Origin of the sequence: Pseudovibrio sp. Alg231-02 (assembly GCF_900143565.1) — a bacterium.
Taxonomy (GTDB): Bacteria; Pseudomonadota; Alphaproteobacteria; order Rhizobiales; family Stappiaceae; genus Pseudovibrio.
This window is the reverse complement of the sequence record NZ_FREX01000007.1, coordinates 286,028-301,539: the sequence shown is the minus strand read 5'-3', so window position 1 is coordinate 301,539 and position 15,512 is coordinate 286,028. Positions and strand designations below refer to the sequence as shown.

At 52.6% G+C, this 15,512-nt stretch carries 10 protein-coding genes; 6 read left to right on the top strand and 4 right to left on the bottom strand.

Annotation, left to right across the window (positions count from 1 at the left end):
- Positions 1-287 precede the first annotated feature (287 nt).
- Both DHN43_RS18975 and DHN43_RS18970 read right to left on the bottom strand, forming a co-directional pair.
- Positions 288-2,795: a glycoside hydrolase family 95 protein gene (locus DHN43_RS18975; protein ID WP_108819670.1), complete on the bottom strand. Its 2,508-nt coding sequence runs from the start codon at positions 2,793-2,795 to the stop codon at positions 288-290.
- 11 nt (positions 2,796-2,806) lie between these two features.
- Complete coding sequence (locus DHN43_RS18970) at positions 2,807-3,835, bottom strand: LacI family DNA-binding transcriptional regulator (RefSeq protein ID WP_108819669.1); 1,029 nt, start codon at positions 3,833-3,835, stop codon at positions 2,807-2,809.
- Between the two features lie 393 nt (positions 3,836-4,228).
- Between DHN43_RS18970 and DHN43_RS18965 the strand changes: the two genes are divergently transcribed.
- The 6 genes from DHN43_RS18965 (at position 4,229) to DHN43_RS18940 (ending at position 12,839) form a co-directional block, all read left to right on the top strand.
- Positions 4,229-6,184, top strand: coding sequence for an ABC transporter substrate-binding protein (locus tag DHN43_RS18965; protein ID WP_108819668.1), 1,956 nt, complete (start codon positions 4,229-4,231; stop codon positions 6,182-6,184).
- A 72-nt stretch (positions 6,185-6,256) separates the two neighbouring features.
- Positions 6,257-7,261: an ABC transporter permease gene (locus DHN43_RS18960; RefSeq protein ID WP_063293506.1), complete on the top strand. Its 1,005-nt coding sequence runs from the start codon at positions 6,257-6,259 to the stop codon at positions 7,259-7,261.
- Positions 7,261-8,385, top strand: coding sequence for an ABC transporter permease (locus tag DHN43_RS18955; protein ID WP_108819667.1), 1,125 nt, complete (start codon positions 7,261-7,263; stop codon positions 8,383-8,385). Before DHN43_RS18960 ends, DHN43_RS18955 begins: the two co-directional genes overlap by 1 nt.
- A gap of 11 nt (positions 8,386-8,396) precedes the next feature.
- On the top strand, positions 8,397-10,499 hold the full coding sequence (locus DHN43_RS18950) for an ABC transporter ATP-binding protein (protein ID WP_108819666.1): 2,103 nt from the start codon (positions 8,397-8,399) through the stop codon (positions 10,497-10,499).
- 5 nt (positions 10,500-10,504) lie between these two features.
- Positions 10,505-11,566 carry a LacI family DNA-binding transcriptional regulator gene (locus tag DHN43_RS18945; protein WP_063293509.1) on the top strand — a complete coding sequence of 354 codons (1,062 nt, stop codon included), beginning with the start codon at positions 10,505-10,507 and terminating at the stop codon, positions 11,564-11,566.
- A 43-nt stretch (positions 11,567-11,609) separates the two neighbouring features.
- The gene (locus tag DHN43_RS18940; protein ID WP_108819725.1) at positions 11,610-12,839 is read left to right on the top strand and encodes an HAD family hydrolase; all 1,230 of its coding nucleotides are present in this window, start codon (positions 11,610-11,612) and stop codon (positions 12,837-12,839) included.
- Between the two features lie 106 nt (positions 12,840-12,945).
- Here the strand turns inward: DHN43_RS18940 and DHN43_RS18935 are convergent, their stop codons facing one another.
- Both DHN43_RS18935 and DHN43_RS18930 read right to left on the bottom strand, forming a co-directional pair.
- Complete coding sequence (locus DHN43_RS18935) at positions 12,946-14,328, bottom strand: flavin monoamine oxidase family protein (protein ID WP_108819724.1); 1,383 nt, start codon at positions 14,326-14,328, stop codon at positions 12,946-12,948.
- A 224-nt stretch (positions 14,329-14,552) separates the two neighbouring features.
- Entirely contained in the window at positions 14,553-15,512 is a 960-nt protein-coding gene (locus DHN43_RS18930) for an ADP-ribosylglycohydrolase family protein (protein ID WP_108819665.1), read from the bottom strand.

Here is a 15,512-nt window from a genome sequence, read left to right as displayed (position 1 = left end):
CCAGACAAAACGAAGATATGGAAAGGGCCTTCCCCATTGCGAGAAAGACTGCGGACTTGTTCATTTTTGTAGGTGCGATGCTATCGCGTCTTGGGACCGCAGAACGCGGTTGACTTCAACTCTGCTTCAACTTTGGTATGAAATGCCAATGAAATATCAAGAAATTCACCGAAACATTTGTTGCAGTGCAACCGATTTACTGCGAACTGTAGAATCCGTCTAAGTAACGCGAAGTTCTCAGTCGAATTCTACAATTAGTCACTTCATTTTCTAGCAGATTTTACGGACTAGGAGGCCAGTAGGGCTTCGTCAAAGGCCAGTGCCAACGTTTCTCCCGCGACAGTTTTTTGTTTCGCCACATAAAGTTGTAGGGTCTGATCAAAAGTAGATCCCCCAAATGGCGTCTTACAAAGCACAGTCAGATCGCCTCCCTGATGACTGATGACTTGGGCCTGAGTGGGCTTGTTATCTTCCCAGATAAGATCGATCTCGAAACCGCCGCGGGCACGCAGACCACGAACTTCTCCTTTCGGCCACACGCTTGGCAAAGCAGGCAAGAGCTCAATGCCGTTGTGGGTCGTGTTCATCAGCATCTCGGCAACGCCGCGCGTGTAACCAAAGTTGCCGTCGATCTGAAATGGCGGATGCGCGATCATGAGGTTGCCATAAAGGCCTCCGTCTTCACTCTTCGGTGCTTCATTCTCCACGCGGTTGAACATGTTATGGATGATCTTGTAAGCATGATCACCGTCACCGACACGGGCCCAGAGGCAAATCTTCCACCCCATGCTCCACCCGGTTGCCAGATCTCCGCGGATCTCAAGAGAGCGTACGGAAGCTTTCAGCAATTCTGGTGTGTCTTTGCCGATTTGATCACAAGGGAACAAGCCATAGAGGTGAGACAAGTGGCGATGCGTTGGCATGAACTCTTTAAAGTCCTGAGACCATTCCAGCACCTGACCTTGTGCTCCGATCTGGTAAGGCAACAACCGTGCAGCCTTTGTCTCTAATGTCTCTGCAAGAACGTCATCAAGTCCCAGTAGTCGGGCCGCAGCGGCGGTGTTGGTGAAGGTCTCCCGAATAATGGCGCAGTCCATGGTGCTGCCCTGATCGACTGTGATGACGTGCCCATCCTCGTCCAGATACCGGTTTTCCGGACTGGTGCTGACCTTCGGAACCAGATAACCATCCTTGTTCTCACAGAGCCACCATTCGTAGAATGCCGCTGCAGATTTCATCAAAGGGTAAGCGCGGTTCTTGAGGAATTCTTTGTCGCCAGTGTAAAGAAAGTGCTCCCACATATGAGAGAGCAACCAGCCTGCTGCCATGGGCCAAAACGCAGAGGCTGGGTCACACGGAGATGGTACACTGTCACGCCAGATGGTGGTGTTGTGGAACGCACACCATCCAGGAGCATTGAACATTTTCCTGGCTGTGCGAGCTCCTGAGATTGCCAGTTCTTCAATTAGCATGAAGAGCGGCTCATGCAGTTCGGAAAGGCCTGTGATCTCGGCAGGCCAGTAGTTCATCTCCAGATTGATGTTCATCGTATAATTGGAGGACCACTGCGGCCGGCGTAGGTTGTTCCAGATGCCTTGCAGGTTTGGTGGCTGACTGCCTGAACGAGAAGACGAAATCAACAGATAACGGCCATACTGGAACTGCAATGCGGCAAGCGCTGGATCGCCTTTGTCCTGAAACTGCTCCAGACGCGTGCTGGTTGGCAGATCGGGAATGGGATCAATGCCTAGTTTGAGCGATACACGGTCAAACAGCTTCAACACATCATCCATGTGTTTTTGCAGCATGCCCTCATAAGGAATAGAGCCTGCAGCTTCCAACGCCTCTCTTACGATAGGAGCGGGGTCTTTTCCTTCACGACTTGGGCTTTTGTCCGGTCCGTTGAAGCTGGTTGCCATCGCAATACGAAGGGTAACGGTTGTTGCGCCTTCAACATGCAGTTCACCGCGTTCTGGGCGAATATTCCCACCTTCCAACTCAACAGAAAGGCCGGCCTCAAAATACGTGCCTTCCCCCAGGCCATCTTCGCTGTAAACAATACCGCCGCGATGTCCGTCCTGCTCATTCTCAGCAAAGGGACGGAGTTTGCCGTCTGCGCCAAAAATCTCGGGATTCCGGGCCTGTTCCTGATCATGCTCGATGTGCTCAATCACACGGCTGCTGGTAAAGGCGGGTGCTTGGCCGCGAAGATGCAAGCGCGTGTTGTCAGCTTCCTGCGTTGTACGGCATGTCGGGTGCGGGCTGTCATAATGCAGACTGAGGGAGAGTGTGCCCGGCTTGTCTGTTGTCAGGCGAACGACAATGACATTATCCGGATAGCTGGCAAAGGTGGTGCGCTCGTATTTCACGCCCCCTTGCTCATAGCTCTCATGATGCAAAGAATGACGAATATCCAGCGCGCGGCAGTAGTTTGATGTTTCGCCTTGGTCTGCCATTGTGATGAATAGATTGCCGACTGGTTGGTAGGCTTGCCCTTGTCGTCCCGTCCAGTTCTTGCGCACGAACTCTTGCGCTTCAAAGAGCTTTCCGTCTCTCAAAAGCTTTTCTGCATGCGCAATTTGATTTGCTATTTCCGGCACCGGATAAATACGAGTTGGTTCACCCGAATAAAGCGTATCTTCGTTGAGGTGAATGCGGGTGTTTATTGGGCTGCCATAGACCATCGCGCCAAGACGGCCATTTCCGAGTGGTAAGGCCTCGTTCCAGTGGGCAGCAGGTGTATCGTACCAGAGCGTATGAGCGGGATCAGCGTTTGGAAAGAAGTCTGTAATCACGATGAAATGTCCTATGAAGTACGGGCAGGTCCGGTGCTGTCGCGAACCTTCAAAATGTTGGAAATGGAAACGGAGCGGGGTGGGATTGTGGGGTCTTCAATGATTGAAAGCAGCAGTTTCCCCGTCGCTTCTCCAAGCGCATCAATGGGTTGGGAAACCGTGGTCAGGCGGGGGTGCATGGATGAGGCGACATAGCTGTCGTCATAGCCAATGATTGAAAGATCTGAGGGGACAGACAGGTGCATCTCCTGGGCTGCATGAAGAGCTCCGGCAGCGAGTAGGTCAGTTGTCCCGAAAATTGCAGTGATGTCAGGTGAAGTCTGTAGCAGTGCACGCGTTGCTTCAAATCCAAAAGCGACCTGATCTTTCGCATTATCCCGTCTGATGTGAAGCTCAACAGGCTCTGGAAACTGAGCTATTGCGCGCTGAACGGCTGCCAGGCGTAAGTCATGCGGGCCTTCCGTATGCCACGGTTCAAACGGCAGCAACATGCCTATGGACCGGTGGCCCAGTTTGAGCAAGTGCTGGATAGCGATGTGTCCGCCTTGCACATTGTTGAGATTGGCATGAAACTGCAGCGGATCGACAGGATAGCTTTCCACCAGCACGCAGGCCACATTCGCCTGTTCAAGACGATGGATAAGAGAGGGGATGTGCGAAGTGTCCTTAAACGGACGCAGTAAAATACCGCCCACGCGCATGTCGAGCAGAAATTCAATCTGCTCCTTTTCCATTGCCCGCTCACCATAGGTGTTGCTCATAATCGTAGTAAAGCCATGATTGAAGAGCGTATCTTCCGTAGCATCTGCGAATATTGAGCTGAAATGTGTGCTGTGGTCGGTTTGCAAAATACCGACGATGCGGGTCTCTTTTTGCCGCAAACTGCTTGCCATCTTGTTGGGCCGATAATCCAACTCAAGAATGGCATGCTGAACTTTTTCGCGGGTTTTGGCATTCACTAGGCCAGTGTTGTTGACGACCCGCGACACCGTGGCCGTGGATACGCCTGCTACCTCAGCTACACGACGAATATCTGTCATGCCAAAAAAGTCCTCGTGAAAATATATTATTATGTAACACTCATAAGAGTGTGGGAGCGGGTCTCTATGAATCAGAGTTTCATAAAACAGTAATGTAAAAATACGACCAAAAACATGTAAACGTTACACTTTGATGTTTCATGACTGTGATTTATGGGTTTATACTAATTTTCGGGGCGTAACAAGTGAAATTGAAACTCACAACTGTTGCAATTCTGCGAATAATGTAGATCACCTAGGGGTGTCGGTATGGGAGGAGACCTGCTGGCAAGCTTCAATATAAGACGCCGATTCGTCATATGAGTGTCATGTGTAGAAGCAAAAAAGTGAAAAGGATTACAGTGATTCCGATTGCTGGTAGTCTTTACACAAAGCTTGCGGAGGAATTTTGCAATGAGTTTGAAACGTAGTCGGCAGATGGTTTTGGGCGGAGCAGTCAGCGCGCTGGCCCTTGTGGCAGCCACAGCAGCAGCTTCTGCCAATCAATGTTCAGTGTATCATCAGGCACCACTTCTGGATCAGATGTCCGGCCTGCCAGCCGTCGCGGATCGCCTGCCGGTTAATCCACTCGTTGTTGAAGGGGTTGAGGGTATCGGTACCTATGGCGGTGAGATGACCGATGTATATGCCGGGTCCCGTATCGGTGACTATCGTCGTTATGGATACGACCCGTTGGTGCGCTGGAGCCCGGATGGTTCCGAGGTTCTGCCCAACATTGCCGAGAGCTGGGACATCTCGGCGGATGCGACCACCTACACCTTCAAACTGCGCGAAGGCCTGAAATGGTCTGATGGCAAGCCGTTTTCTGCTAAGGACATCCAGTTCTGGTGGGATCACATTGAAACCAACCGTGAGATCAACCCCAAGGGTCCTCGCAAGATGTTCATCGTCAATGGTGAAGAAGCGAAAGTCGAAGCGCTGGACGACACGACAGTGCGCTTCTCCTGGAGCCAGCCAAACGGTGTCTTCATGCTGGATATGGCTTCACCCTACGGTCAGCGTGTCGTCCAGTTTGCTGAGCATTACGTCAAAGACTTCATGAAAGACCTGAACCCGGACGGCGTTGCCAAGATGATGGCAGATTCAGGTGAAGCTGACTTCGGAAAATGGTGGCTTGGCCGTATTGGAACTTACGGCAAAAATGCTGAGCACAACGATCCCAACCGCCCAACCATGCTGGCATGGCGTCCGACTGAAGCAGTTCTTGGCAAAGAGCGTTTCACCTTTGAGCGCAACCCGTATTACTGGAAAGTCGACAGCTCCTGTAACCAGTTGCCTTACATCGATAAACGCACATGGGTGCTGGCGAAAGATCCGGAAGTTGCGCTGCTGAAAACCGTTCAGGGTGAGATTGACATCTCTCCGCGCAACATCTCAACGCCGCCAAACCGCTCTGTCTTCTTCGATAATAAAGAGCGGGGTGACTATCGCCTCGTGACGGCGAACAGCTGTAACTACAACAATGCGCAGTTCATGTTCGCCATGAACCATCCTGACCCGATCAAGGCGCAGGTATTCCAAAGCAAAGACTTTCGTATCGGTCTGTCTCTTGCAGTGGACCGGGACCTGATCATTGATGCCGTGTATCTGGGGCAAGGGGAGCCATATCAGGTCAGTCCGCGTCCTGAATCGCCGTATTACAATGATCAGCTGGCGCGTCAGTACACTGAGTTCGATCCTGAACTGGCAGCAGTGCATCTCGATAAGATTCTGCCAATGGGCCCGGACGGAAAACGTGTTGGTCCTGATGGCAAGCCATTCAAGTTCATTATTCATGTGAACGAAGGCTTCCGTCCGGACTGGGTGGATATGATGCAGATCATCGCGAAAGACTGGCAGGAGCAGGGTCTTGAGGTTGTGGTGAGCGTGGCCAGTGATGAGATCCACATGGCAACATTGGGTCGTGCTGACAAAGAGATCACCATCTGGGTGGGTGAGAATGGCTGCGGCCAGTTCCCGCTGGTGAACCTTGAGCGCCTGACCAACTTCAAAGAGCACGGCAACTGGGAAGGCTGGGATGCATGGCATGACCTGAAAAAGGATGCCAACGCAACCGTTCGTGAAGGCGTTGTGCCAACCGAGCCACCTGCCGGCGTGAAGCGCATGTATGAAATTACTGACCTGGTACCAACCAAGGTGGGTGATGAGCAAACGGCGCTGATGGAAGAGTTTATGCAGCTTTCTGCAGACAACTTCCTGTCCATGGGTATTGCGTTGCCGGGCGGCGGTTTCCGCTCCATCAGCAACAAACTGCGCAATGTGCCTGACACGCTGTTGGAAGGCTGGCTGTATCCGGGTCCTGCACCCGTGAACTTCTCCAGCTTCTACATCGATCCTTCCAAGAAGTAATCGATCGCCCGAACCAATCTGCCTCTCCCTGTGTGGAGGGGCAGAGCCTTGCAACTAGGATATCTGCTTTAAATGGGAATGTTTGTTGTCAAACGAGTCCTGCTGATGATCCCAACCTTGCTCGCGATTTCGCTCGTCGCGTTTTTGGTGATCACGCTGCCACCTGGAGACTATATTGACCGATTGGTTTTGGAAGCATCGTTGGATGGAGATTACATCACTGCTGCTGAAGCCGAAGGTCTGCGGAAGATATATGGATTGGATAAATCTGTTCTGGCCCAGTACTTTGACTGGGTCTGGAAGATGGTAGTGCATGGAGACCTCGGGCGCTCTTTCAGTTATGAGTTGCCGGTTGAAGAGCTGATCTGGGACCGTCTGGGCATGACGACGCTGCTTTCGATTTGCTCCATGGTCTTCATCTGGACTGTCGCCATTCCCGTTGGCATTTTCTCCGCTGTTCGCAAATATTCCCTTGGTGACTATGTCGCCACCTTCCTTGGTTTTATCGGCCTCGCTGTGCCAAATTTTCTGCTGGCGCTTGTGCTGATGTATGTTTCGTTCCGCTATTTTGGTCAAAATGTCGGTGGACTGTTCTCACCGGATTACGTCAATGCGCCGTGGTCCTTCGCGCGTGTTGGTGACTTGATGGCCCACATCTGGATTCCCATGATCGTTTTAGGGACTGCTGGAACTGCAAGCGTGATCCGCACCATCAGAGCAAACTTGCTGGACGAGTTGCACCGTCCTTATGTGGTCACCGCCCGCGCCAAAGGCATGCCGGAGCACTGGGTGCTCACCAAGTATCCGGTTCGTCATGCGTTAAACCCGTTCGTGTCCAGTCTCAACGAACTGTTTGTGCAGATCGTGTCTGGCTCCACCATTGTTTCCATTGTGCTTGGTTTGCAAACCACAGGCCCGTTGTTGTTTGATGCGTTGCGTCAGGAGGATATGTACCTGGCTGCTGCCCTTATCATGTTCCTCAGTTTCCTGACTGTGATTGGAACATTGTTCTCCGACATTCTACTTGCCTGGCTTGATCCGCGTATCCGCCGTCAGTTCAACAATGGGGGGCTGTAATGAGCGCTACTGATTTCGCTGGTGCACCAACAAGTTCACGCGCTTATGAGGGCCAATGGCGCCTGATGTGGCGCCGTTTCCGCAAACATAAACTCGGCATGCTGGGTGGCATCATCACACTCCTGATCTATCTGATCGCCGTGTTCGTGGAGTTTCTTGCGCCTCATGATCCAAATGATTTCAGCGTGCGCAATACCTACGCACCGCCGCAGAGCATTCATTGGTTGCTGGAGACAAAGGACGGTAAAGTGTTTCAGCCGCATGTGTTGGGATACCGCTCCAAGATTGACTACAACTCAGGTCGCCGCACCTTTGTTGAAGACCCGCGCCGTGTTGTGAAGCTAGGCTTTTTCGTCAAAGGTAAGCCTTACAATCTGTTTGGTTTCATCCCTGCTGAGCGCCGCCTGTTTGGCCCGGTCAAGAAACGTGATCGCATGTTTTTGCTGGGAGCGGACCGTCTTGGCCGTGATGTGCTGAGCCGCACCATCCATGGCACGCGCGTATCCATGACCATCGGTCTTGTAGGCGTAGCCTTGAGCCTCGTGCTGGGTGTGCTGATCGGCGGTCTTTCCGGCTACTTCGGGGGCTGGGTGGATACGGTCACGCAGCGTGTTGTTGAGTTCCTCCAATCTTTACCAAGTATCCCGCTCTGGATCGGCCTCGCCGCTGCGATTCCGCCGGATACTCCACCTTTGCAGACCTACTTGCTGATCACGGTAATCCTGTCGATCATCGGTTGGACAGGGTTGGCCCGCGTGGTGCGCGGCAAGTTTATCTCTCTTAAATCGGAGGACTTCGTAAAAGCCGCTCGTTTGGACGGATGTTCTGTTCCGCGTGTTCTGGTAGGCCATATGGTACCAAGTTTCATCAGTCATATCATTGCGGTGGTGACGCTTGCCATTCCGGGCATGATTGTTGCTGAAACGTCTTTGTCCTTCCTGGGGATTGGCCTGCGCCAGCCTGTGGTCAGCTGGGGTGTTCTGCTGCAGGAAGCGCAGAACATCCGCTCTATTGCTAATGCTCCATGGTTGTTTTGGCCGGGCGTGATGGTCGTGATCGCTGTGCTTGCACTCAATTTCTTTGGTGACGGCTTGCGTGATGCTGCCGACCCGTATTCCAAGTGAGGATTGAAACCATGAAACCCATGATTAACGTCACGGATCTCAGTGTTTCCTTCTCAGGAGATGATGGGAAAGTAACCGCGCTGGACAACATCAGTTTTTCCATTCCCGAGGGGAAAACTGTGTGTCTGGTGGGGGAGTCCGGCTGCGGAAAGTCTGTCACCGCAAAGGCGCTGCTGCGTATTCTGGACAACCACGCTGCCATTGAAAGCGGCAGCATAGAGTACCAGCGTGCGAGTGGTGATCAGCTTGATCTTGCCCAAGGTCCTGCAAAAGCAAAGCATATTCGCGCCATTCAGGGCAACGAGATCTCCATGATCTATCAGGAGCCGATGACCTCGCTGTCTCCGCTCTACACCATTGGCAACCAGATCGTAGAAGTGCTGCGCTGGCATACGAATCTGAGCAAGGAAGAAGCCAAGTTTCAGGCGATTGAGATGTTGCGGCTGGTGGGCATTCCTTCTGCTGCTGACCGGTTCGACAGCTACACCTTTGAACTGTCTGGTGGTATGCGCCAACGTGCCATGATTGCAATGGCCCTGATCTGTAACCCACGCCTTCTCATTGCCGATGAGCCAACCACCGCGCTGGATGTGACCACGCAGGCTATTATTCTGGACCTGATGCGTGATCTGCAGAAGACCCGCAATATGTCCATGCTGTTCATCACCCATGATCTTGGGGTGGTGGCAGATATCGCCGATGAGGTGGTGATCATGTATCTGGGCAATGTGGTGGAGCAGGGGCCTGTTGAGCAGATTCTCACCAACCCGCAACACCCTTATACAAAAGGTCTTTTGGCCTCCCTGCCTCACACAGATGGCAAACGCCGTGCACGTCTCAATGCTATTCCGGGCGTTGTGCCAAGCCTTCAGAACCGGCCCAAGGGCTGTCCATTTCAGGAGCGTTGTGACCACTTTGTCACCGGTCTTTGTAACGAAAAACTACCAGAGCTCACCGCGATCAGTGGGGTGCAAAGCGTCCGCTGTCACGGGTTTGGGGCACAGGCAGAACTTGTCCCACTACATGCGTCGACCTCCCAAGTTGATGACTGCCTGCATGTCCCAAACCCGGTAGACCGCACAGCTGCGCCAATCCTTGAACTACAGAACGTGAGCAAACACTTCCCGATCCGCTCAGGCTTCTTCAACCGTCAAACGGGAACAGTGCGCTCGCTGAATGATGTTTCGCTCAACATCTGGCGTGGTGAAACCCTTGGTCTTGTTGGGGAATCTGGCTGCGGCAAGTCCACATTGGGTCAGACGATTATCGGCCTGCACAAGGCGACCACGGGCAAGGTGGTGTTCCGTCCAAACGAGGAAGACGTTGAGCTGACTGGCAAAACGGACAGTCAGTTGCGTCCATACTGGGCGGATATTCGGATGGTGTTTCAGGACCCGAACTCCTCACTCAACCCTCGCATGGCGGTTTATGATATCATTGCTGAAGTGCTGCGGGTTGGACAGGAGCTGAAGAGCTCAAAGGACATTGAGCATCGTGTTCTTGAGGTGCTTGATAAAATTGGCTTCTCAAAAGAGTTCCTCAAACGCTACCCGCATGCTTTCAGTGGTGGTCAGCGTCAACGTATTGGTATTGCACGTGCTTTGGCTCCTTATCCGAAGGTTATTATTGCGGATGAAGCGGTTTCTGCACTGGATGTTTCCGTACAGGCGCAGATCCTCAACCTGCTGAAAGACCTTCAGGAAGAGTTGAACCTTACCTACCTGTTCATCAGCCATGATCTCAGCGTTGTCGCCCATATCAGTGACCGTGTTGCTGTGATGTATGCAGGGCGGATTGTGGAGCTGGCAGAAACGGAGACGATCTTCAACGCGTCAAGGCATCCATATACCGAAGCGTTGATGAGTGCGATTCTGGAACCGGTGCCGAATGCCCACGCGGATGACACGCGCATCCGTCTGGAAGGCAATGTACCGGACCCGGCCAACTTGCCAAAGGGATGCCCATTCGCGCCAAGATGTCGTTATGCCACAAGTATTTGCGAGAGTTCTGATCCATCACTTGGTGAGATCAGCACGGACCATCTGCTTGCTTGCCATCATCCCGATGTGGTGCAAAATACGCCAGTAGACCAGCTTGAAGCGATGGCGGGGTAGCACTGATGGCAAGTATCCGGGATGTAGCAGAAAAAGCAGGTGTTTCAACGGCAACCGTCTCTCGTGTGTTGAACAAGGATGAGCGGGTAAAGGATGAAACCCGCGCAAAGATTCAAGCTGTCATTGATGAGTTGGGGTATCGCCCCAACCGTCTGGCAACTTCTTTGCGCCGGCAGGATTCCAATCTCGTGGCGTTGTTCCTGGAGAACCAGAAATCCCCGTTCGCAACCATGCTTTATGCCTCCATTGAGAAGACGCTGCATGATGAAGGCTTCAAGGTCCTCTCCTGTTGCACACGGGGAGAAGCGGAGCGGGAGCGCAAGTACACCCAGACCATGATCGAGATGCAGGTGGCAGGTGCAATCGTTCGCCCGTCCAACTCGGCAGCTGAGACACTGAAGAACGTTAAGCGCTTGCAAGCCAATGATATTCCGACGGTCTACGTGGACATTCTTCCGGGGCGCCGCTCTGAATCCTTTGTGGTTTGCGACAACACCGAGGGTGGCCGGATTGGCATGCGCTACCTCGTTGCACTGGGGCATAAACATATCGGCGTGCTTGCAACCAAAGCCGATCATGATCCGCGCCGCGAGAGCGTTGGTAACTTACGTATGCGCGGCATACTGGAAGTTGCCCGCGAATATCAGATTGAGAAGTCTGTCTACCTGCCAGAGCCTAATGAGCGTAAGCGTTATGATCTGGGGTATGCGACAGCCAATGAATTGCTGGACCAAAACCCTGAGATTACTGCGCTTTTTGCGATTACGGATACTGCAGCCATTGGTGCGATGCATGCGTGCTTTGACCGTGGTTTGCGTGTGCCAGAGGACATTTCCATTCTCGGGTACGATGGCATCCCGATTAGCAGCATCACCTCACCGCAGCTTTCCACTATCCAGCAACCGATTGCTGAAATGGGCGCGTCTGCCGCCCGCTATATCATTGAAAAGATACGCAATCCTTCCAGCAAGCGTTTGCATGAGACCAAGCCGGTTGAGCTGAAACAGCGGCGTTCCGTTTCCCATCCCCGTAAGGGTTCTCTTCCTCTTTCTAAAGGTGCTGCGTAAGGCGCCAACTTTCTTGCAGGACAAGAAGAACAAGGAGTTTCAATTGAATATTTCCGCAGCCCCTCTGTCTTTTTCTGAGGCAACATCGGCAGATATTGCAGAGCTGGTGAAGCAGCATGCGCCTGTTATTCGGTTTGACGACAAAGAACCTTTCCTCCCGTCAGCACTGGGGTATACGCTCTATGATCAGGACGGCATATCCGTCTCAAGTGCCCATAAAATAAAGCTAAATGGCGCTGTGCTTGCGATCGAATATGCCATCTGGTGGGACTGGGATATCCAACACCTGTATGAGCTGGAGCACATCTGGGTGTACCTTTCCGAAGCTGGTGAGGTGATGCGTGTTGAAGGCAGTGCGCATGGCTGTGCGGGAGAATTGAGCTCCTGGGATCATCAGGTGCCGCTGCAAGAAGGGCGGATAACCCTTTATTCTGAACCGGGAAAACACGCCTTTGCAGCGAGTTCTGAAGCGCTGCGGGCGAACTTTGCGGTGACTTGCATCTGCTGTGGTGAGCGGGCGGGATCAGGCACCATTCTTGTGCAGGATATGTTTGCTGCAGAGCTGGCTGACCTGAAGCCTTATGATCATCATGTCGCTCGTAAGTATATGGAATCTAAGGCGTTCAAACCGTCTTATCATTTCGACCAGATCTTCGATCTGCGCTCTGTTGAGATGATGCCCTGGGAAGAGTTGAAGGCTTCTGTTCCGTCTCGGGTTCGCTCTGTTCTGGCTCAGCTGCGAAAAGAGGCGAGAGGCGTGAAGGCTGTGTTCCTCGACAGCGGGGATACTTTGATCGACGAGGGCTCCCAGATTTTCGTTGAGGGGGAATTAGTGCTCTCTGCGGAACCTATCCCGGGCGGGGATAAGCTGGTGGACTGGCTCAAGGAGCGCGGCTACATGGTTGCGCTGGTTGCTGACGGTCTGGTGGAGAGCTTTGAGAATGTCCATAAGGCTATGGACTTCTGGCATAAATTCGATGCGCGGTCGATCTCAGAAGCCGTTGGTTGCCACAAGCCGGATCCGCGGATGTTCCTTGAAGCGGTCAAGCTTTTGGGGCTGGAAGAAGCGGACCACGCAGGCTGCGTCATGGTAGGGAATAACCTTGAGCGTGATGTGGCCGGCGCCAACCGCCTGGGGATGACATCTGTCTGGATCAACTGGACACCGCGCTATCCGACAGAGCCAGCAAATGCGGATGAAGAGCCGGATTACACAATTGGCCTTCCGCACCAGCTTCTGGACGTGCTCGAGGAGATTGACGCGAAGGCGTAAGGCACTGTATTAACAATGTAATTTTTGAAAAAGATAAAGCCGCGGGATTGCTCTCCTGCGGCTTTTTTTGCGTTTAGACTCAAGATTGTCAGAAAACAGCATTCCTCTACATCATTGTTTCCATTGCGATTTTTGCTGCCTTCTTACCGCTTAGGTGAGCGCCGTGAACGGTTCCGTGGTACTGGAAATTTGTGTGTTCTCCGGCTAGGGTCAGGCACCTGCTGACAGGTTCGGATAACACGTTGAAATCATAGGGATTACAGCCAACTTTGGCGTAAGAGAAAGCACCTTTTGTGTAAGGATCCTGCGACCAGCGGGTTGCGATGTAGTGACGGGGATCAGGCGTGTCCCAACCGAACATGGTGCGCACAGCTTTCATAGCATCTTCAAGCATATAGTCGTGATCCATGGTCTCTATCATGCGGGAATAGTTGCCGAAGCTCAGTGCGGTGAGTACGTTTGCGTCGATAAAGGGCTTATGATTGAGGAAATAATTCCAGCGGCCCTGCGTTTGCGTCATTAAGCCAAAATACTGTGTGTTTTCAGGCCAGTGGAGCTCGTCAAATTTCATAGCTACTTTTGTGACGTCTCCCATACCAACGCGTTCAATTGCGTTCCTATGTATTTCGGGCAGGGGCGGAATGAACTCGATGTCCTGCGCCTTGAGCACGCCGAGTGGCACCGTGACAATCACGAAATCACTCTCAAAAATTTCTTTGTCCGTTTGAACAAAGACACCAGCGCGATCATGGTACGCGATGCGGCGCACCGGTTTGCGGGTGAGTATTGCGATCCCATGGGTGAGAGGTTCCAAAAGCCTGTCGTACCCGTCTACCAAAACCACATCTTCACCGTGGAACATATCATCCTGATTAAAGTACATGGCAGAAAGTTCGTTGACCGGACTGCCCGTATCAAACTCGGTGTAAGCGGATGTCATCCATTTGAAGATCGGGTCACGGGACATTTTCGGCGCCATATGCTCCAGCGCCTCGGAAAGGGGCATATCTTTTGTCATGCCGGAGCCAATCAGATCCAGCATCTGCCGGTGCTCCTGTCCCATCTCGGAGATCATCTGATTAGAAATTTTTTTGCCTCTGTGGTTGAAGACGGCAAAGTTGGAGTCTTTTGTAACAAAGGTTTTTTGACCGGATTGCTCCGCAAGTTTCATGATCGGATTGTCTTCAGGCCCATGGATCCAACCGGCCCCTTCCTCGATGGGAACACCGAGCGCCCGGTTGGTGCGGATGCGGCCACCAATCTTGTTGCTCGCCTCCAGCACCAGCACAGTGTAGCCAGAATCCATCAGCTCGCGGGCCGCTGTAAGGCCCGCAATGCCTGCGCCAATAATGATCACACTCTTGCCGCTGGATGAAACGTTTGGCTTGTTGAGGTTCAGATCAAACAGGCCGGCAACAACGACGGAAGAGGCTGAAGTTTTAAGGAAATTCCTGCGGTTAAGGCTGCTATTGCGGGGGCGAAAGACCATTGGAAACACTTTGGTTTGAAAGAGGTGCGCCTGCAACCTTGAGGTGTTTTATCGCAACCCACAAGGGAAACTCAGGGACAGCCCTAACAAACCGAGAAAGCGTTTTGGGAGATTCAAGCAGCTAAAAACACACTGCGTTCATACGAATACGCGCAGCATGCATAAATATTCGATGCTGCACGTATTCCGCGCCGAAAACCGGTGTTTATCTTCGGATTTTGTCCCTAGTTATGCCCGGTCAAGTCGCAGCATTCCTGCCAGAGTTCTGCATTGTTCCGGACCTTCAAAATCCATGAAAGCGGGATGCCTTTGTCGGTATCCAAACCATGTATTGCGCCAAGAACGGCACCGATCAGAATGGCACGGCCAGCGCTGTCTCCGCCTGCCAGAATGTTGGCTTCAATCGCTTCACGATAAGAACCTGTGTTCTTGAGGATGTGGAAGCTCAGCGGCACGCCCATGCCAAGGTGACAAGCACGGCCCGTGCTCTCACCGTATGCCACGGGGTCCGTTTCTGATGCGGAAAGAGCAGCCAAAAGCTTCTCCTGAATATCAGGATGGGCAGCATCAGCTGCAGCAGACAGGGCGCTTTGCAAGTCTTCACCGTTCACAACACGGTCCAGAAGATCGGCAAACATAAAGCCGTAAGCGACGGATTCTTCATTGTCATTTGTGGAGCGGATAATCGCTTCCACCTGATCCTGCATCTGCTCGCTCTGCTCATAGGCGAATAGCACGGCCGGAATCCTGGAGAGCGCAGGAAGCTGATCATCATCTACGCCAGAAGGGGTGAGCTTCTTATTAGCAATGTTTTCCAGCGTGCCCCGTGTTGGGCGGTCAATATAGCCGTTATAGGTGCCACCAGCGCCAAAGTGAGCCGTAAAGGCCTGCTGAAACTCTTCCATCTTCAGGTGTTTGTCGTGAGCCAGCAGATGCTCCAGCACCAGATGCAGGTTTTCACCGTATTGGGTGAACTGTCCGTCCTGCCGATTGGCATGAGCGAAATAAGCTGGCACGCCCTCAAAGTAAGATGGAGTCAGCGGCACGAAAGCAGCAGAGTCATCATGTTCCTGCGTGACATGATGGATGCGATCAACATCATAGAGCCAGTGCAGCCCCAGCGAGGCGGCGTCCGCAACAAATGCACCAAGAAGGCTATGGGCCTTAAACGCTTGCTGACTCAT